15 protein-coding genes and 1 other RNA gene are annotated in these 17912 nt (G+C 43.3%); 3 read left to right on the top strand and 13 right to left on the bottom strand.

Annotated features, from left to right (window positions below; all coding sequences use genetic code 11):
- Positions 1-20: 20 nt before the first annotated feature.
- The 12 genes from NHH16_RS10595 to NHH16_RS10540 all read right to left on the bottom strand — a co-directional run bounded on the left by NHH16_RS10595 (position 21) and on the right by NHH16_RS10540 (position 14513).
- Positions 21-2114, bottom strand: a complete 2094-nt coding sequence (locus NHH16_RS10595) for a heavy metal translocating P-type ATPase (RefSeq protein ID WP_262069575.1) — start codon at positions 2112-2114, stop codon at positions 21-23.
- A 117-nt stretch (positions 2115-2231) separates the two neighbouring features.
- Positions 2232-2897, bottom strand: coding sequence for a uracil-DNA glycosylase (locus NHH16_RS10590; RefSeq protein WP_275982196.1), 666 nt, complete (start codon positions 2895-2897; stop codon positions 2232-2234).
- A 9-nt stretch (positions 2898-2906) separates the two neighbouring features.
- The gene (gene hisF, locus NHH16_RS10585) at positions 2907-3671 is read right to left on the bottom strand and encodes an imidazole glycerol phosphate synthase subunit HisF (protein WP_262069573.1); all 765 of its coding nucleotides are present in this window, start codon (positions 3669-3671) and stop codon (positions 2907-2909) included.
- Positions 3672-4289, bottom strand: a complete 618-nt coding sequence (gene hisH, locus NHH16_RS10580) for an imidazole glycerol phosphate synthase subunit HisH (protein WP_262069572.1) — start codon at positions 4287-4289, stop codon at positions 3672-3674.
- A 50-nt stretch (positions 4290-4339) separates the two neighbouring features.
- Positions 4340-5815 carry a HAMP domain-containing sensor histidine kinase gene (locus NHH16_RS10575; RefSeq protein WP_262069571.1) on the bottom strand — a complete coding sequence of 492 codons (1476 nt, stop codon included), beginning with the start codon at positions 5813-5815 and terminating at the stop codon, positions 4340-4342.
- Positions 5815-6492, bottom strand: a complete 678-nt coding sequence (locus tag NHH16_RS10570; RefSeq protein WP_262069570.1) for a response regulator transcription factor — start codon at positions 6490-6492, stop codon at positions 5815-5817. The genes NHH16_RS10575 and NHH16_RS10570 overlap by 1 nt, the downstream gene beginning before the upstream one ends.
- Before the next feature lie 161 nt (positions 6493-6653).
- On the bottom strand, positions 6654-8708 hold the full coding sequence (locus NHH16_RS10565) for a LacI family DNA-binding transcriptional regulator (RefSeq protein WP_262069569.1): 2055 nt from the start codon (positions 8706-8708) through the stop codon (positions 6654-6656).
- A 157-nt stretch (positions 8709-8865) separates the two neighbouring features.
- Positions 8866-10041: a Gfo/Idh/MocA family protein gene (locus NHH16_RS10560; RefSeq protein ID WP_262069568.1), complete on the bottom strand. Its 1176-nt coding sequence runs from the start codon at positions 10039-10041 to the stop codon at positions 8866-8868.
- Positions 10042-10067: 26 nt separating this feature from the next.
- On the bottom strand, positions 10068-11030 hold the full coding sequence (locus tag NHH16_RS10555; protein ID WP_262069567.1) for an ABC transporter permease: 963 nt from the start codon (positions 11028-11030) through the stop codon (positions 10068-10070).
- The gene (locus tag NHH16_RS10550) at positions 11011-12507 is read right to left on the bottom strand and encodes a sugar ABC transporter ATP-binding protein (RefSeq protein ID WP_262069566.1); all 1497 of its coding nucleotides are present in this window, start codon (positions 12505-12507) and stop codon (positions 11011-11013) included. The genes NHH16_RS10555 and NHH16_RS10550 overlap by 20 nt, the downstream gene beginning before the upstream one ends.
- Positions 12508-12528: 21 nt before the next feature.
- Entirely contained in the window at positions 12529-13674 is a 1146-nt protein-coding gene (locus tag NHH16_RS10545) for a substrate-binding domain-containing protein (RefSeq protein WP_262069565.1), read from the bottom strand.
- Between the two features lie 26 nt (positions 13675-13700).
- The gene (locus NHH16_RS10540; protein WP_262069564.1) at positions 13701-14513 is read right to left on the bottom strand and encodes a sugar phosphate isomerase/epimerase family protein; all 813 of its coding nucleotides are present in this window, start codon (positions 14511-14513) and stop codon (positions 13701-13703) included.
- 234 nt (positions 14514-14747) lie between these two features.
- Here NHH16_RS10540 and NHH16_RS10535 point away from each other — a divergent pair, with 234 nt between their 5' ends.
- Positions 14748-15662, top strand: coding sequence for a sugar phosphate isomerase/epimerase family protein (locus NHH16_RS10535; RefSeq protein ID WP_262069563.1), 915 nt, complete (start codon positions 14748-14750; stop codon positions 15660-15662).
- A gap of 11 nt (positions 15663-15673) precedes the next feature.
- Entirely contained in the window at positions 15674-16852 is a 1179-nt protein-coding gene (locus NHH16_RS10530) for a levoglucosan dehydrogenase (protein WP_262069562.1), read from the top strand.
- A gap of 66 nt (positions 16853-16918) precedes the next feature.
- Here the strand turns inward: NHH16_RS10530 and ssrA are convergent.
- Positions 16919-17266, bottom strand: a transfer-messenger RNA (tmRNA) gene (gene ssrA / locus NHH16_RS10525).
- A gap of 171 nt (positions 17267-17437) precedes the next feature.
- On the opposite strand from ssrA, the gene NHH16_RS10520 reads away from it, so the two are divergent.
- Positions 17438-17866 carry an Hsp20/alpha crystallin family protein gene (locus NHH16_RS10520; RefSeq protein ID WP_262069610.1) on the top strand — a complete coding sequence of 143 codons (429 nt, stop codon included), beginning with the start codon at positions 17438-17440 and terminating at the stop codon, positions 17864-17866.
- Positions 17867-17912 lie beyond the last annotated feature (46 nt).

Below are 17912 nucleotides of genomic sequence, written 5' to 3'. Positions count from 1 at the left end.
AAAAGGTTGTCATTTTACCATTAGAATTTTTTGTACAGAATACGAACGGAATTAAGCACACAGATAAGCGCTACTCCAGTATCGGCAAAAACGGCTAACCACATGTTCGCAAATCCTAAAAAGCCAAGAATCATAATGATCGCCTTAACCAATAGAGCAATCGCCACGTTCTGCTTAGCAATCATTCCCGTTGCTTTGGCAATCCGAATAGCCTTCGGTATCGCTGTCACCGTATTATTCATAAAGACCACATCAGCTGCTTCAATAGCCGCATCAGCACCAGCGCCCATGGCCGCGCCTACATCAGCGCCTGCGAGAACGGGAGCATCGTTAATGCCATCACCTACAAAGAGCACCGGACCAATCTCACTACGAAGTTCTCCTAATCTTTGCAGCTTGTCCTGAGGTAATAATTTGGAAAAAATCCGCTTAACTCCTACTCTATTGCCCATTGCCTGCGCTGCACTTTCACCATCACCGGTGAGCATGGCTGTGTAGAGACCTTGCCCGTGCAATTCAGCAACAGCTTCTTTCGCATCTTCTTTCAAGGTATCATCAATCACAATCGCCCCTTCGAATCTGCCAGCAATAGCTACTAGTACCACCGTGCCTTCCAGTTCCGCAACTTCCGCCGGTACAGCCACCTGATACAGCTCTAATAACTCGGCGTTTCCTGCTAACACCGTGCCTTCATTAAACTCGGCAGCCACACCCTTACCAGAGATTTCCTCTAATCTATTGGGAGAAACCAGTTGCAGATGCCGCTCACTAGCCGCTACCAAAATGCTGCCAGCGATTGGATGGGTGGAGCTTTGCTCACAGTTTGCAGCGATATTTAGAATCTGCTTCTCTGATAATTTACCGTAGCTCTTCACTTCTTTAACGACAAATTCACCTTTTGTCAGTGTACCTGTCTTATCCATAACCACCGCTTTAACATTGTCTAACCCTTCGATTGCCAGCCCACCTTTTAAAAGGATCCCCCGCTTAGAGGCCGCGCCGATGCCTGAGAAAAAGGCTAGTGGCACACTTAAGACTAAGGCACAAGGACAGCTAATAACTAAAAATGTAATCGCCGTATACACCCAGTGGTACCATTCTCCGGTAATAAGAGAAGGAACAATGGCTGTCAAAAGGGCAATCGCCACCACAATCGGCGTATACACTTTCGCAAAACGCGTGATAAACTTATCCATCTTCGGCTTCATCGCTGCGGCATTTTCCACTGAGTTAAGAATTCTCGTAACCATGGACTCAGACAACGGCTTCTCCACCTTCATGGTGAGCACTCCCTGCTTGTTAATACAACCAGAGATTAATTCATCTCCCACACCTACACTACGAGGAACCGGTTCACCGGTAATCGGTGAAGTATCAATACGACTTTCGCCGCTTACCACTACCCCGTCAAGAGGAATCCGATCCCCTGGGCGCACCTTTAAGATTTGACCCACTTTCGCGCTTTCCGAAGGGATTTCCCGTACATCTCCCTCTTCTACAAGAAGAACCACCTCGGGTCTTAAATCCACCGCTTCCATAATCTGGCTACGGCTCCGCTCGACTGCTAAGTCTTGGAAAAATTCACCGACCCGGTAGAACAACATAACGCCTACCGCTTCCGGATAATCACCGATTACACAAGCGGCAATCGTCGCCAGACTCATCAGAAAGTTCTCGTCAAACACTTGGCCTTTAGCGATATTCTTTGCCGCCTGAATGACAATTTCCAGACCAAGAATCAAATACGCAACCATGAAAATCACAAGTCTGGGAACTGGATACGCTTCTCCTACTAGCATACCGATTACAAAGAGTAGGGCGCCTAGTATTAGCTGGGCAATCTCTTTACCGTGTTCGCTAAAAATACTCTTTTTCTTTTTACGGACAACTTTATTTTCTTCAAGCTCCGTAAAGTTCACCCCAGATTCCACCGTATTAGCGGTATCGATAAGGAGCTTCGTAAGCCCCTTCTTCTCATCGCTCTCCACCGTTAGCTTCTTGGTTGCAAACGTCAAACTAGCCGTCTTTACCTGGGGCAAAGCCTGTATCTTTTCCTCCACCTTCGCTGCGCAGTGAGCACAATCAAGGTTTTCAATAGCATAAGTATGTTTCATCCTTCATCCTCCTATATATGAATGATTGTTCATATGTTCATACTTAGACTATAAACCCCAACTATCTTTCTGTCAAGATAGTTGGGGCAAGTTTTTTATATTTATTTACTTATTCATTTATTCAAGGCACCAATTGATTGGCGAGACCTGATTGGCCATCAGATATTCATTCGTTTTCGAAAATGGTTTGCTGCCAAAAAAACCGCGATAAGCTGACAAAGGACTCGGATGAGGAGCGGTTAGCACTAAATGCTTCGGGTTATTCAGCATCGCCATCTTCCGCTTGGCCGGTGCCCCCCACAAGATAAAGACCAGTGGTCTATCCACCTCATTTAACACTTTAATTGTCGCATCCGTTAGCTGTTCCCAGCCCAACCCTTGATGGGAATTCGCCTCATGGGCCCTTACTGTCAAAACAGTGTTAAGGAGCAAGACCCCTTCTTTTGCCCACTGCTCAAGACAGCCGTGGTTAGGAGTCCGGCACCCTAAATCCGCCTCTAACTCCTGATAGATATTTCGCAGCGACGGCGGAATGTCTACCCCCTTTTTAACGGAAAAGCTCAGACCGTGAGCCTGACCGATATTGTGATAAGGATCTTGGCCAAGAATAACTACCTTCACATTTTCTAGAGGGGTCATGCGGTACGCATTAAGAACATCGTCCTTTTCAGGAAACACCTGATACTTACTGTATTCTTCCCCTACTTTTAGATATAACTCTTTATAATACGGCTTTTTGAACTCTCCTGCTAAAGCCTCTTTCCAAGCACCTGTTAAGCCCATCACTCTCTCCTATGTCAAACGCACGGGTACCCCGTGTTCATTTAAATACTCTTTCACTTCTCTAATTTCCAGCTCCTTAAAGTGGAATAAAGAGGCGGCTAAAGCGGCATCGGCTTTGCCTTTTGTCAACGCTTCCAAAAAATGCTTACACTCGCCAGCACCACCTGAAGCGATAACCGGGATGTTCACACTTTCCGCAACGGCCCGGGTTACCTCTAAATCATAACCGGCTTTCGTCCCGTCACCGTCCATACTCGTTAGCAAAATTTCACCAGCTCCTAAAGCGGCTACTTCCTTTGCCCACTCGACGGCGTCCAGTCCTGTATCGAGACGGCCTCCTAGCTTATAGACGTTCCAGCCGCTTCCATCTGCTCGTTTCTTCACATCTATCGCCACCACCACGCACTGGGAACCAAATTTGTCCGCTGCTTCCCGAATCAACTGAGGGTTATCGATAGCCGAGGAATTAATGGAAATCTTATCCGCACCTTCTCTAAGGAGAGTCCGAAAATCCTCTACCGTTCGAATTCCACCGCCAACGGTAAACGGAATAAAGACCTGTTCGGCCACCTTTCGCACCATCTCTACCACCGTTTCTCTCGCATCGGAGGAAGCGGTAATATCTAAAAATACTAACTCATCAGCACCAGCGCTATTATACGCTTTGGCAATCTCCACCGGATCGCCAGCATCCTGCAAATTGACGAAATTAACGCCTTTTACCACCCGTCCTTCATGAACGTCCAAGCACGGAATAATTCTTTTCGTATGCATTTATTTTCCCTCCTCTAAAGCTACAAAGTTTTGTAAAATCTGAAGCCCCACATCCCCGCTTTTTTCCGGGTGAAATTGACAGCCAAACACATTCCCTCGCTCAATCGAAGCATCGAATTCTAAAATGTAATCGCTAGTCGCTTTGACCATTTCCTTTTTGGCCGCTTCTAGATAATAAGAATGGACGAAATACACAAAGCTATTCTCACCAAGGCCCGCGAAGAGACGCCCAGCATTTTTAAAGTTCAAAGAATTCCACCCCATATGCGGAATCTTATAACCTGGAGTTACCGGAAACTTTACTATCTTTCCTGGGAGAAGGGAAAGTCCTTCTACCCCTGGGCTCTCCTCGCTGCTTTCAAATAGAAGCTGAAGGCCGAGACAGATACCTAAGAACGGTTTGCCGCTAGCGGCCACTTCTTTAATGGTCGGGATTAGATTGTACTCTTTCAATTTGCTCATGGCATCGCCGAAATTGCCAACACCTGGAAGCACCACCTTATCAGCTGCTAAAAGCTCCTCTCTATCACGGGTCACCTTCACCTCTGCCCCTAGGTATAAAAGGGCCTTTTCCACACTGCGCATATTTCCTGCATCATAATCAATTATTGCTATCACTCTACTTCTTTTCCTCGCTCTCTTCCTCACTCTATTTCTTACTTTATTCCTTACTTCGCATCCAACTCGAACCAGAATTCCACGCCGTTATCGTAGTTTGTTACGCCGAATTCCTGATGGAGGGAATCCATAATCGCCTTCACAATCGAAAGCCCAATGCCATTGCCGCCATACGCCCTGGTTCTCGCCTTATCAGCTTTATAGAACATATCCCAGATATGGTTAATATCCTCTTCCGAAATCGGTGAACCGGTATTAAAGACGGACACCCGAAGCTTATCTTCATGCTGGTTAATCTTCACCTCAATCACTTTATCGCCGTCCAAATGCTGCAGGGCATTGCTTAAGTAATTACGAACCACCTGCTCTATTTTATAGGGATCCGCCCAGGCATATATGTCTTCCTCGGTTTTAAAGCACAACACCGCTTCCTTTTGCCTAATCATAATTTCCATACTATTAACCACTTCTCTAACCAGCTCCGTTAGGTTAAAGCGGGTGAAGACAACGTCGTCGCCGCCAAGCTCTAGCTCATTAAGCTTTAAGAGGTTACGAACCATCTCGTTCATCTTTCCAGCCTCGTCAAGAATCACATTTAAGTATTCCCTTTGGCTTTCTGGATCCTGGGTAATGCCATCTTTAAGCCCTTCGGCATATCCCTGAATCAAGGCAATTGGCGTCTTTAGCTCGTGGGAAACGCTTCCCAAAAACTGCTTCCGCAGCTCTTCCTCTTTCTGCTTCCGTTCAATATCCTGTTCCAGCTTATTATTGGCTCGCTTAAGCTCCGAAATCGTCTTCTCTAGCTTCTCCGACATCCGGTTAAAGTTCATCCCCAGATCGCCGATTTCATTCTGCTCATTTCCCGTATACCTGGCATCAAAGTCCAGATTGGCCATACAAGCTGATAGATACGTCAGCTTCTTAATCGGCTTGGTGATATTCTCTGCAAAAACCCAGATCAAGAGACTACATACAGCACACATTCCTAATCCCACAATCATTAAAAAACGATTGGAGATGGTTACGCTTTCCCGAATACTTTCTAGAGGACTACGCACAATAAATGAATAAGAACTGCCCTGCTGCCCCCACATTTCAATATACTCCGTATCGTTTCTGGGATCGCGTATTTGATAAATCTCATAATTCCCATCCCCCACTAACAGACGTCCATCCTTCTGCGCCTGCCCTAACTGATACCCAGCTAGTTGCGCCGAGAGATTCTTCTCATCAAACTCGTTGGCATTGGAAACCATCATCGATAGCTGGGTGTCGATAATAAAGTATTGGGAATTGCTATTTTCCGCAATTTTACTTACTCGGCTTCTAGCCTCATCATTATCCATGTCAAAAATCTCAGCCTTTTGGTTCGCAATCGAATGGTATATCCGATCAAACTCACCTAGTTTCTGACTGATGTAATACGGACTCAAGAAACTAAAGTTAAGCATCATCAACACAAATAGCATCATGGCAATCAACGTTATAAAAATTTTTGTCAGTTGCCCCTTTAAAGATTTCTTCACTATTCCACCTCGAATTTATAACCCATACCCCAAATGGTCTTAATATAATCCCCGCATTCGCCTAACTTGCTCCGCAGCTTTTTCACGTGGGTATCAATGGTTCTGGCATCTCCAAAATAATCGTAATTCCATACACTATTAAGGATTTTTTCTCTAGAAAGAGCAATCCCTTGATTTTCAATAAAATAAGCCAGTAGCTCAAACTCTTTGTAGCTAAGTTCGACTTCAATACCGTCTACCTTTACTTCATGAGCCGCCTTATCAAGAGTAATCTCTCCGGCGGTCACCGCATCTCCTGCCTCCGTATTATAAGTACGGCGAAGAAGGGCATTCACTCTGGCTACTAGCACCTTGGGGCTAAAGGGTTTGGCAATATATTCATCTACACCTAGTTCAAACCCCTTTAATTCATCTCTTTCTTCCCCTCTAGCCGTCAGCATAATAATCGGCACCTTCGAGGTTTCTCTGATCTCCCGGCATACCTGCCAGCCATCCATCTTGGGCATCATTACATCTAACAGAATTAGCGCTATGTCTTTATTATTATAAAAAACTTCCATCGCTTCCATGCCATCGTTCGCTTCGAGAACATTATAGCCTTCTCGGGTAAGAAAATCCTTAATCAACGTCCGCATTCTCTCTTCGTCATCAACTACTAATATGGTATTATGATTCATCTTATTTTTCCTCCCACTAGTTTCATGTGCCAAGCACGATTATACAATGATTAGATTTTACCATATTGTACGCCTTTTTTGTGTCAATTCTGCGTCTAACTTTCGCACTTTCTGTAAAAAAAGACGGAGCCTCTAGATAAAGGCTCCATTTTTATATATTATTAATCTTCTTCTGTCGTTACATAATTTGGATTTTCTTTAAAAGCTTGAACTAGCTCCGCGCTTGGATTCTCCTTAAAAATGCGTTTCCATGATTTCAACAAATTATCCGGCGTAACGCTAACCGGTTCAACCCCAATAAAAGAAGGAGTCTTTTTTCCCAACATCGCGTTTCCTGCTGCCCAGGCAATTGCTTGTCCTTGTTCATAAGGACATTGAGCACTCAACATTTTTATCATACCGCCTTTTGCCATATTCAGCGCATCCGCGCTATCCAAATCGCTGGTAATAATGGCAACTTCTGAACGTCCCATATCCGACAACGCCGCTAGCACTTCCATCGCCGGTCCATCCCAAGACACGTAAAACGCTTCCACTTCTGGATATCGATTTACAAATTCACAGGTTTTCTTATAAACTTCTTCTTCATTTGTAAATTTTAAATCTTGGCACAGGTGTAGCTCGGGGTACTCTTCGCTCATTACCTGCTTTGCCGCATTATCCCGCTGATTAGTTGCATAGAAATTCGCATCATAAATAACCATGCCATAATTTTTTAAGTTATGTTTACTCATGTATTCACCTAACCCATGCCCCATGTTTTGGCCATGAGATCGTTCATTTACAGAAACACAAGTAACATAATCATCCGGCGTCAAGCCGTCGGGGACATTAGTAATCAAAACTAGTTTCGAATCACTGTCAACGACCCGCTTAAACGCAGCGCTAGTCTTTTGATTATCCGTTGGAATAGCAATAACAATATCGGGTTTTAATATCTGAAGACTGTCTAGCTGCCGACACTGCAACTCTGAATCAAAATGAGCATCCGTAACTGAAATCAGCGAGATTCCTAAGTTATCAAAAACGTCTCTAATCCCTCTTTGGTGTAATTCCATCCATGCTTTTCCCGCATAATGAAAACAAATCGCTGCCGTGAGCTTCTTCTGTCTCAGAGCTTCCACTTCACTCTCCGACAAAATTATTTCTCCTGCTTGAGCCGCCCTTTCCCCAAAGGGACCACGACCTATACCACCTGTAGATGAACGCACCGCAATTTGCGTACCTAGTTGGTGATGCTGGTAGATATTTTTGTTTACAGGCAAATTCGCATATTCTTGATTCTGCACCCTTTGCAGTAAGGTCGCCACAGCTAGTCTTCCGGTTTCTTCCACATCTTGTTCAATCGTCGTGATCGCCGGCGAATGCAAAGGCGCCCATTCAAAGTTATTAAAACTTACAATTGATATCTCATCCGGACATAAGATATTATGCGCTTCCACATATTTCAGAAGAGGCACAACCACCGCGTAATTAGCTGCAAAAATCGCTGTGGGCATCTCCGCTCCGCTCAGCAACTGGTCAAGCGTATCAAAAACCTGTCGTTCATTTTCCAGCGAAGAAAACACATAGTTTTCTCGGTATGATATACCATATTCTTCAAGGCATTTTTTATATCCATCTAACCGCATGGACGAACCCTCTTTGCCACTACCAAGAAAAGCAATTCTTTCATGCCCCTTATTTATAAGATGTTTCATCGCCTTAAAGGCTCCACCCGCCGTATCCGACGAAATCACATCCGCCAGATACCCTTCTACCTCATGTCCAAGAACAACAACCGGCACCTTGTGCTTACCTAAGATTTGCCTCAGTAAGATATTGTTATCATCAGGAAAAACGATAACACCTGAGACCGAGTCCGATTCCAACAACGGTTTTATAAATCCTTCTATCGCCGCCACATCGTCAATGCATTTCATGGCAATCGGTGTATACTCCGTATTCTTCAAATGTAATTCAACCTGTCTCTCTACTTGGCGCTGAAAATTACTTCCTTGATCAGTAAGGAGAATCAAGATATATTTCCCCACTTCTAAGGGTACTTTTTGAGAAGTTTTTTTAATTACAAAATTAGGTGGGTGATCTAATTCTGCGATTGCTCGCTCAACGCGTTCAACTAGCTCTGGACTCACGAATCTGGTTTTGTTTACGACATGGGATACAGTCGAGGTCGAAACATTAGCCTTTTTAGCAATATCATTAATCGTTGCCATATATTGATCCTCGCTTTTCTGATTTTTATCATCACTTGTCACTCATTATATAATTCACACAAGGCAAAGTCAATTTCACTTGCGCAAATTTGTTTCTTCTTTTTTTGCAAACAGAGCCTGCCAAACGGCAGACTCCATCCCATAAACTGTTCCTTAGTTAATCGCGAACCTTTTCCCACTTCTTATTTTCAGCCGACTCCGCAACTGCTTCACATACTCTTTCAATTCTGTATCCCACTTCAAAGCTCGTCGATGGTTGATACCCCTCGGCAATCGCTTTAACAAATTCATACATTTCAATAGCTTTTAACTCACCGTAACCTATGTTCATACCCGGGATATTCCAAGTCGCTTCACCGTGGAAGTGAGCCGGACCTGTATAGATCGTCTTGAACCCGCGCCGATCATCCGGATCCTTTGCAAAACAAACCTGTAACTCATTTAATCTTTCATAATTAAAGGCTAAAGATCCCTCCGTACCGTGTAGCTCAATGGTGATAAAGTTGTTGCGACCCCAAGCATTTCTAGTCGCCTCGATACTTCCCACAGCACCACTCTTGAATTTGACCAAGAAGGAGTTTTCATCATCTACGTCCACCTCTTGACGTGGCGCATCTGCTCCAAGCTTCACTGTGCCAAGTAAATCAACGCCACCTTCTTGAACTGGCCTTTCTTTAATATACGTTTGCATCATTGATACGACCTCATCGATATCACCTGCAAGATATTGGGCAATATCAATCACGTGAGAAGTAATATCTCCTAGTGTTCCTGCTCCGGCGATGTCCTTCTGGAATCTCCAAGATAATGGTGAATCCGGATCTGCGGACCAACTCTGTAAATATGTACATCTAATGTTTAGAATCTTTCCAATCGAACCTTCATCGATAAACTTTTTCGCCAAGTCAATAGCCGGCACTCGGCGATATTGATATGCATTCATACTCACAATGCCTTTATCAGCAGCCACCTTCGCAGCTTCTGCCATCGCTTTTGCATCTTCAAGTTTAGATGCTATCGGCTTTTCGCAAATCACGTGCTTTCCTGCTTCAAGAGCAGCAATCGCCACCTCTGCATGAGCATTGTTCGGGGTACAAATACTAACCACATCAATCTCTGGATCGTTTACAATATCGTGCCAATCTGTACAACAACGTTCAAACCCAAATCTTTCTTTGGCCTCTTCGGCAATTTCTGGTACAATGTCACACACCGTTTTAAAAACCGGCATTGCTGGAGCTGGCCAAAATAGTTTAGGCATATTTGAGTAACCAACCACATGCGCTTTTCCCATAAATCCCGCGCCAACTAATCCAATGTTTAATTTCTTCATTTTTATTCTACCTCCTAATTTATAAACTAATTATTCTTTTTTCTTTGAGTCAAATTACTAATCGCTACGGCGACAATGATAATTGCTCCCTTTACCATTGTCTGTTGAGCCGAGCTTAGCCCTGCTAAAATAAGAGCATTATTTAGAATTCCCATTAGAATCGAACCAAACAAAGCGCCGACAACCGACCCTGTACCACCAGCCATGGAAGTCCCACCTAAAACAACCGAGGCAATTACCGACATCTCATCGCCTTCTCCATAAGAATAGCGCCCTGCTTGCATCCTGCCTGCGTACATCATGCCCGCAAAGGCAGCAAAAGCGCCTGACATGGTAAAAGCAATAATTTTTACTCGTGCCGTTTTGATACCACTATAGATTGCCGACATTTCATTACCACCAGTCGCAAGGGTATGTCGACCAAAAGCTGTCTTGTTAAAGAGCAAAACTCCGACAATATAGAATAAAATCGTCCATAGCACCAAAACCGGTATCCCCATTACATCGCCAATTCCAAATACTTTATTAAATGTTGTATTAGCAATCGGAACCGCTGCCGTATCGGTAATCCACATCGCCCCACCACGAACGATTTGCATCATTCCCAGGGTAGCCAGAAACGCCGGGAGTTTGAGTTTAGTCACCAAAATTCCATTGATAAATCCTACACCACAGCCAAATCCTAAACCAACCAGAATCGCCAAAAGAATACTATTTGTCGATTGGATAACCAAGGATACAAACATAGCAGTCATCGCTGTAATTGACCCCACCGTTAAATCTATTTGTCCTGCTGCCATAACGAAAGTTCCCGCTACTGCCATAATCGATATCATCGCTGTCTGCCTTAGAATATTGATCAGGTTATTAGGATTCAAAAAACCTTCGTCACCTAGTATAATTGCGAACAAGATAAACACAGCAACAAAGATGATGTATACCATATATTTATCCCATTCAATATTTTTCTTACTTTTGTTGAATTGCATGTTGAAGTTCCACCTCCGTATTCATATCTCGTCGATTAAGCTCACCCGTAATCTTTCCATCATATAGCACAATTATTCGATCACATACCGCCATGAGCTCAGTTAACTCCGAAGACACGAACAGCACGCCTTTTCCAGTGTCCGCAAACCCACGGATTAAATCGATTATTTCTGCTTTAGCACCAACGTCTACACCTGCGGTCGGCTCATCTAACATCATCACTTCCGGGTGAACGTTTAACCACTTGGCAATGACTATTTTCTGCTGATTACCACCCGAAAGCAGGTTTATTCGCTTGTGAATGCCATCGGTTCGAACATTTAACTCGCGAACGTTATCCTCCGCCAGCTTATTCGCTCTTTTTTCATCAATAAAGATACCTTTCGTTCGTAGCTTTCCTACAATTGGTAGGATTGCATTCGCTTTAAGAGAATGTATCAAGACCAAGCCTTTCTTTCTCCGATCCTCCGGAATCAACGCCAATCCTTCCCGAACTGCATCTTTGGTACTCTTAAGGTTTAATTCTTTGCCTTTAAGTTTGATAGAACCTGCTTGTTTTTTCGTAAGTCCAAATAGTGTTTCTAAAATCTCTGTACGACCGCTTCCCATCAAACCTGCAAATCCCAATATCTCCCCCTTTTTCAAGGAAAAGGAAATATCTGATATCTTCTCATTCACACGTAAATGCTCAACGGTCAAAATATCTTCGCCTTTCTCGTCATACTTTCTTTCAACCCAGTCGAATTTTTTATTAGCCGCGCCACCAATCATATGCGTGATAATACCGTCTAAATCGATATCCGCTATCGCACCAGTATGCACCACTGCGCCATCTCGAAGCACGGTAAGTGAGTCAGCAATCTCCATGATTTCACTCATTCTGTGAGAGATATATACTATCGAAACACCCTTTTCTTTTAGCTCTTCAATCATCTTAAAAAGTTGACGCGTTTCCGCCTCCGATAAAGAAGCTGTCGGTTCATCAAAAACTAAAATCTTCGCATCCTTGGCAACTGCCTTGGAAATCTCTACCATTTGACTCAATCCCACGCTTAATGAGTCGACTTTCGTTTGGGGATCCACTTCGATCCCCAGCTCTTCCAGCACTTCTTTAGCCTGCCTATTCATGAACTTAGCATCACGAAAGCCGTTTACTACAACTTCATCACCTAGATAAATATTCTCCGCCACCGTCATAGTTTGTACTAAGGAAAGTTCTTGAAAAATCATGCCAATACCATATTTCCTTGCATCGTGAGTATTACGGATATTCTTCTCGCTTCCCTCAACCAGAATTCGCCCCGCATCTTTCGTATAAACTCCGGTCATAATCTTCATAAGCGTCGATTTTCCTGCACCGTTCCCGCCAATTAACGCATGCACTTCACCCTTCTTTAGTTTAAAGTCCACATCTTTTAAAACCGGTACACCGAAACTCTTGTTAATGCCTTGCATTTCTAATACATATTTCGCCATATCTATCTCCGCTTCTCATTTCTATTTTGCTGCGTCTTTAAGCCAGTCCGGTGCCTCTACATGAAAAACATCCGTATACCCTTCTAAAATATTGCTTTTCTCTACCCGTTTTGCCGCAACTGCCACGTATGGAGGCGTTTCTTTCCCTAACAGGGCGTATGCTGCTAGCGTAGCCTCGGCAACACCTTGGTCGTACGGAAGTTGTGCACCAACACCCAAAACATTACCTTCAGCAATCTCTTTTGCAATATTGTTTCCTAAATCTATAGTGCTTAGATATACATCTTCACGCCCTGCTGCTCTTAAAGCTGACAGCACTCCTTCAGCCGGAATATCCCAGTGTGCAAAAATAGCTTCAATGTTAGGGTTCTGCGTCAACATAGCATCAGCAATTTCCGCACACCCATTTTCATCCGTAAAACCTAATTTAGAAACAATTTCAATATCAGGATACTGCTCTGCCATTTGCGCTTCAAAAGCTTCTAAGCGTTGATTAGTCACAAAGTAGTCTGCTTCATAGTAAATAACACCTACTTTTCCTTTGCCACCTAACTTTTCACCAATCAAATCTGCGGCAATTAATCCATTTCCGTAATTGTCCGCCGAAACGCAGCTCACATAATCTGAACCAGCTTTCATTCCCTTTGCAATGTTATCCATGAACACAATTTTGATACCTGACTCTGCCGCCTTCTTGTATGCGTCGGCAGTCGCAGTTGCATCCGTCGGTAAACTAACTAAAATGTCCGGTTTCTTCGCCATAATCGTTTCGATATCAGACACCTGCTGCTCTGCTGAAAAGTTTGCATCCGTTGTGGCCACAATCTTTATCCCTAGTTCAGCAAAAGTATCCGTTAACCCTTTCACCTGAGATGTTGACCAGTCATTACCACCATAATGAAGCGCAACCGCTGCTGTGTAGTTCCCTTCTCTTACCTGAGCCTTCTCTTCTTCTGTTAACTCTAACTCTGATGCCGGTGTGGCCACTTCTCCATTAGGACTAGTAGATAGAATCTCCCCTGTACTTGCCTTACTCGACGATGCCGTCTCTGTCTGCGGACTTTCTTTCCCTGCATCATCAGATGAGTCCGAATTTTGACCACAGCCAATTAATAACGACATCATTAAAACCACACACATCAAACTTGCTACCACTCGCTTTTTCATACTTTTCTCCTCACTTTCACTTTGAATTAAAATAATTTTCCTTTTAAGAAATCATAAGAAACCCGACACGCTTCTAGCGGATCACCTGCGTAGCCATCTATCTCCACCAGATAATCGCCCTTATAGCCTTTTTCTTTTAAATAGTCCAAGATACTTACAATATCGATACGTCCCGTTCCCAAAGGAGCAAAGCCATTGTCATCAAGATCCTTCAAATGCATGAAAGAAATGCGATCATAGTATTTCTTCACTATTTCTAAAGGATTCCCACCGCCAGCCGCAAGATGAGCAAGATCCGGGCAAATTGCAATATCGGTAACAGCAAATAATTTATCGATTTGATCTGGGCTTTCCGCCATCGATCCTAAATGCGGGTGGTAACTCGCCTCAAGACCATAAGCGTCAAACACCTTTCGCGCCTCATCAAGTCCTTCACCTAACAACTTGTAATCTCCATCTTGGATTCCTTTGCCGCGAATAGCCCCACCACATAAAGCGATATAGGTAGCACCTACTTCTTTTGCCGCTTTTGCCACAGCTTCCATATGATACATTTCATCCTCGAGAGCATCTTTATAGATGAAATTAGCTCCTACACACACACTCATCAATTCTGCATCGTACTTCTTTAACATATCTTTTAAAACTGCAAGATCTCCACTATATTTAGTTAAATTTCCTTCTAAAACCTCGATACTTTTAAATCCAACTTCCGTAATCTGCTTTAGAATCTGTTCGTCATCCCCCATTGTTAAATAGCGGATATCCTTTACACTAGTTACACCAGCGCCATCTCCTACTAGAGGACCAAACGCATTCGTCATATATCCCAGTCTCATATCTTTGTAACTTTCCTTTCTTTTTCTTTAATTTGCGCAAATTTTTATTTGCGTAAATCATACCTTGTTTTTCTTTGTTTGTCAATACTTTTTAACCATTAGGGCTAATTCTAGCGTTTTTGTAGCATTTTGCACAAATAATCTGTGTTGACTTTTCGTATTTTTTGTTTCATAATTAAATCAGATAAAAATTTGCGCAAATAAATACAATTATTTTATCGAAAGGAGTTTATAATGAAATTAGGTTTTATCAGTTCTATTTTAGATACTTGTTCATTCAAAGAAGTAATCGATACTGCGTCCTCAATCGGATACGAATGTGTAGAGGTCGCTTGTTGGCCAAAGGAAAAAGCAACTAGGCGCTACGCTGGAGTTACTCATATAGATATTTCTGAACTTACTCCGGAGTACATTTCCGATATAAAAGCTTACTGTCAGAAAAAAGAAGTGGAAATTTCTGCACTTGCCTACTATCCAAACACCATAACCGATGATATGACCGAACGCGCCAAGGCCGTCAAGCACCTTGAGGCCATGATTATGGCTGCCCCTAAACTAGGCGTCGACACGATAACCACCTTTATTGGCCGCGTCCAAAATTTGACCATTGAAAGAAACCTGGAGATTTTTAAAGAAATATGGACACCTCTAATCAAGCTAGCAGAGAATCAAAACGTTAGAATCGCTATTGAAAATTGCCCGATGCTATTCGGCCCCGATCAATGGCCTGGCGGACAAAACCTCATGTCTACACCAGCAATATGGCGCAAAGCGTTTGAACTCGTTCCTAGCCCAAACTTCGGTCTCAATTACGATCCATCGCACTTTGTATGGCAAAATATCGATTACATCAAGCCTCTTTACGAATTTAAAGATAAGATTTTTCACGTCCACTACAAAGATATCAAGGTTTATCAAGATCGGTTAAACGATGTCGGTTCCTTGGCATATCCTTTAGAATTTATGTCGCCGAAGCTACCTGGACTCGGGGATGTGGATTGGGGAAAGTATGTCTCTGCGTTAACCGATATCGGTTATGACAGCTACACCTGTATCGAAATCGAAGACAAAGCTTTTGAAACTACTCACCAAAAGGTTTTAGACTCTTTAAACCTTTCATACAACTATATGAGACAATTTGTAATCTAGGAGGATACATTATGGAAAAAATGAATATTGGAATGGTTGGTGCCGGCTTTATGGCTAAAGCGCACTCCATAGCTTACGCGGGAATGCCTATGTTTTTTTGGCCCGCTCCCGCAATACCTGTTAAAAAGATTATCGCTGATGTTAATGAAACCCTTGCAAAAGAGGCAAAGGAAAAATTTGCCTTCGAGACTTACACCACCAATTGGCAAGATATCGTAAACGATCCAAACATCGACGTTGTCGATATCTGCACCCCCAATAATACACATGCCGAAATCGCTATTGCTGCTGCAAAAGCCGGAAAACACATCCTTTGCGAGAAACCGCTATCACTTACTCCAAGCGAAGCAAAGGATATGTATATCGCTGCTCGCGACAACAAAGTAACCACCATGGTTGCTTTTAACTACCGTCGTACGCCCGCCGTTCAATTAGCGAAAAAATACATCGATGAAGGCGCTCTTGGCGATATTCTTGACTTTCGTGGCACCTATCTCCAAGATTGGTCTGCCGATCCTTCTTCGCCACTGTCATGGCGCTTCCAAAAGGATATCTGTGGCAGCGGCGCGCTCGGAGATATCGGTACTCACGTTGTTGACATGTTACGCTTCCTTGTTGGTGATTTTGCTAGAGTTAACGCTCGCACAGCCACATATATCAAAGATCGGCCCATTCAAAACGCCGGAATAGATAGTTTGGGAAATGTGAAAGCAGACAATACTACTCCTCGCAAACCCGTGGATGTTGACGACCAGTGTATTTTTATGATCGAGTGCAAAAACGGAGCTTTTGGTAGCATCGAAGCTACCCGAAACGCTTGGGGACGAAACAACTATATCACCTTCGAAATCCACGGCACGAAAGGTTCTGTATATTTCAACTATGAACGCCGCGACGAGCTTCAAGTATGCTTTGCTGATGACAAATCCGATCGTCGTGGATTCCGCACCGTATACACCGGTCCTAACCATCCTTATGGCGACGGACTCTGGCCGATTCCCGCTTTAGGAATCGGCTATACCGAGACAAAAATTGTAGAAACTTACGACTTTTTTAAAGCAATTGCCGAAAGCGGCGAAACATCGCCTAATTTCCGAGACGGATATGCAATAGAACTGATTTCTGATGCTATTTTGACCTCCGCTCGCACTCGTTCTTGGGTTGAAGTTCCTGAAATCGAAGAGAATTAAATCAACTGTTTACAAACCAAAAGAAGCTACAAACACGGTAAAAACCATGTTTGTAGCTTCTTTTGTTAGTGGACCTGGCGGGAGTTGAACCCGCGTCCGAAAACTCTTCCCTTCAAGCATCTCCCATCACAGTCATTATTTTAAGATTCCCCCGACCAAGCACCTAATGACAGGTTCGTGGCGTCGGTAGCTTCATAAGTTCTTTTATACCCGCAAAGCTTTGGGTACAAAGTGCTCCGCTTCATTTGAAGCCGCGTCTAAGGCTGCGGAATACCTTAGGGCGACTACAGCCTAACTAGGCTGCGTACGCTAAATTTTCGTCTGCGTTTAAATTTTGTTGGAACTTTTAACGTAGTGCCCCACTACGGATGGCTTCTCAAACTTCTGAATCCCCGTCGAAACCAGTACAAGCCCTAAAGCTTATCTGTGCATACCTATTATTGCCTTTTTCCCAGTAAAAGTCAAGGTTTAAACTTTTTTTAAAAAAATTAGCACTCACCACTTGACAGTGCTAACAACGCGTGTTATATTACATGTATAGCAACAAAGAGTTAAATATTTTGGTAATGATTATAGGAGGTAATGATGATGTTATTAGCAAACAGAAGTTATAATAATTTTTTCGATGAGATGTTTAGAAGCCCATTTTTTAACGGAGCATATAGCAATGCCGAATCCCATGTAATGAAGACAGACGTGAAAGAAAAGAACGGCAATTACATGCTTGAGGTGGAGCTACCTGGATATAAGAAAGAAGATGTAAAGGCCGAGATTAAAGATGGCTACTTAACTATTTCCGCCGGTTCTAAGGAAGAAAAGGTAGAAAAAGACGAAGAAGGCAAGATTCTTCGCAAAGAGCGTTACACTGGTTCTAGCCGCCGGAGCTTCTATGTAGGTGATGCGATCACTCAGGAAGATGTAAAGGCTAATTTCGAGGACGGAGTATTAAAGATAGAATTTCCTAAAGATAAAGAGAAAATAGAAGAAAAAGCAAAGTTGATTGAAATCAAATAGTTTTGAACATGTTTAAGTTCTCCTTTCTAATACGAGCCTGGCAGTA

The organism is Ohessyouella blattaphilus, assembly GCF_024721265.1.
Lineage (GTDB): Bacteria > Bacillota > Clostridia > Lachnospirales > Lachnospiraceae > Aequitasia > Aequitasia blattaphilus_A.
This window is presented reverse-complemented; position numbering and strand designations above follow the sequence as displayed.

Excerpts from the sequence above, each read along its gene's own strand:
- NHH16_RS10555 (WP_262069567.1), bottom strand. The coding sequence starts at position 11,030 with ATGCAATTCAACAAAAGTAAGAAAAATATTGAATGGGATAAATATATG.
- NHH16_RS10560 (WP_262069568.1), bottom strand. The coding sequence starts at position 10,041 with ATGAAGAAATTAAACATTGGATTAGTTGGCGCGGGATTTATGGGAAAA.
- NHH16_RS10590 (WP_275982196.1), bottom strand. The coding sequence starts at position 2,897 with ATGGGCTTAACAGGTGCTTGGAAAGAGGCTTTAGCAGGAGAGTTCAAA.
- hisF (WP_262069573.1), bottom strand. The coding sequence starts at position 3,671 with ATGCATACGAAAAGAATTATTCCGTGCTTGGACGTTCATGAAGGACGG.
- NHH16_RS10540 (WP_262069564.1), bottom strand. The coding sequence starts at position 14,513 with ATGAGACTGGGATATATGACGAATGCGTTTGGTCCTCTAGTAGGAGAT.
- NHH16_RS10550 (WP_262069566.1), bottom strand. The coding sequence starts at position 12,507 with ATGGCGAAATATGTATTAGAAATGCAAGGCATTAACAAGAGTTTCGGT.
- NHH16_RS10545 (WP_262069565.1), bottom strand. The coding sequence starts at position 13,674 with ATGAAAAAGCGAGTGGTAGCAAGTTTGATGTGTGTGGTTTTAATGATG.
- NHH16_RS10530 (WP_262069562.1), top strand. The coding sequence starts at position 15,674 with ATGGAAAAAATGAATATTGGAATGGTTGGTGCCGGCTTTATGGCTAAA.
- NHH16_RS10595 (WP_262069575.1), bottom strand. The coding sequence starts at position 2,114 with ATGAAACATACTTATGCTATTGAAAACCTTGATTGTGCTCACTGCGCA.
- NHH16_RS10535 (WP_262069563.1), top strand. The coding sequence starts at position 14,748 with ATGAAATTAGGTTTTATCAGTTCTATTTTAGATACTTGTTCATTCAAA.
- NHH16_RS10565 (WP_262069569.1), bottom strand. The coding sequence starts at position 8,708 with ATGGCAACGATTAATGATATTGCTAAAAAGGCTAATGTTTCGACCTCG.
- NHH16_RS10570 (WP_262069570.1), bottom strand. The coding sequence starts at position 6,492 with ATGAATCATAATACCATATTAGTAGTTGATGACGAAGAGAGAATGCGG.
- NHH16_RS10520 (WP_262069610.1), top strand. The coding sequence starts at position 17,438 with ATGATGTTATTAGCAAACAGAAGTTATAATAATTTTTTCGATGAGATG.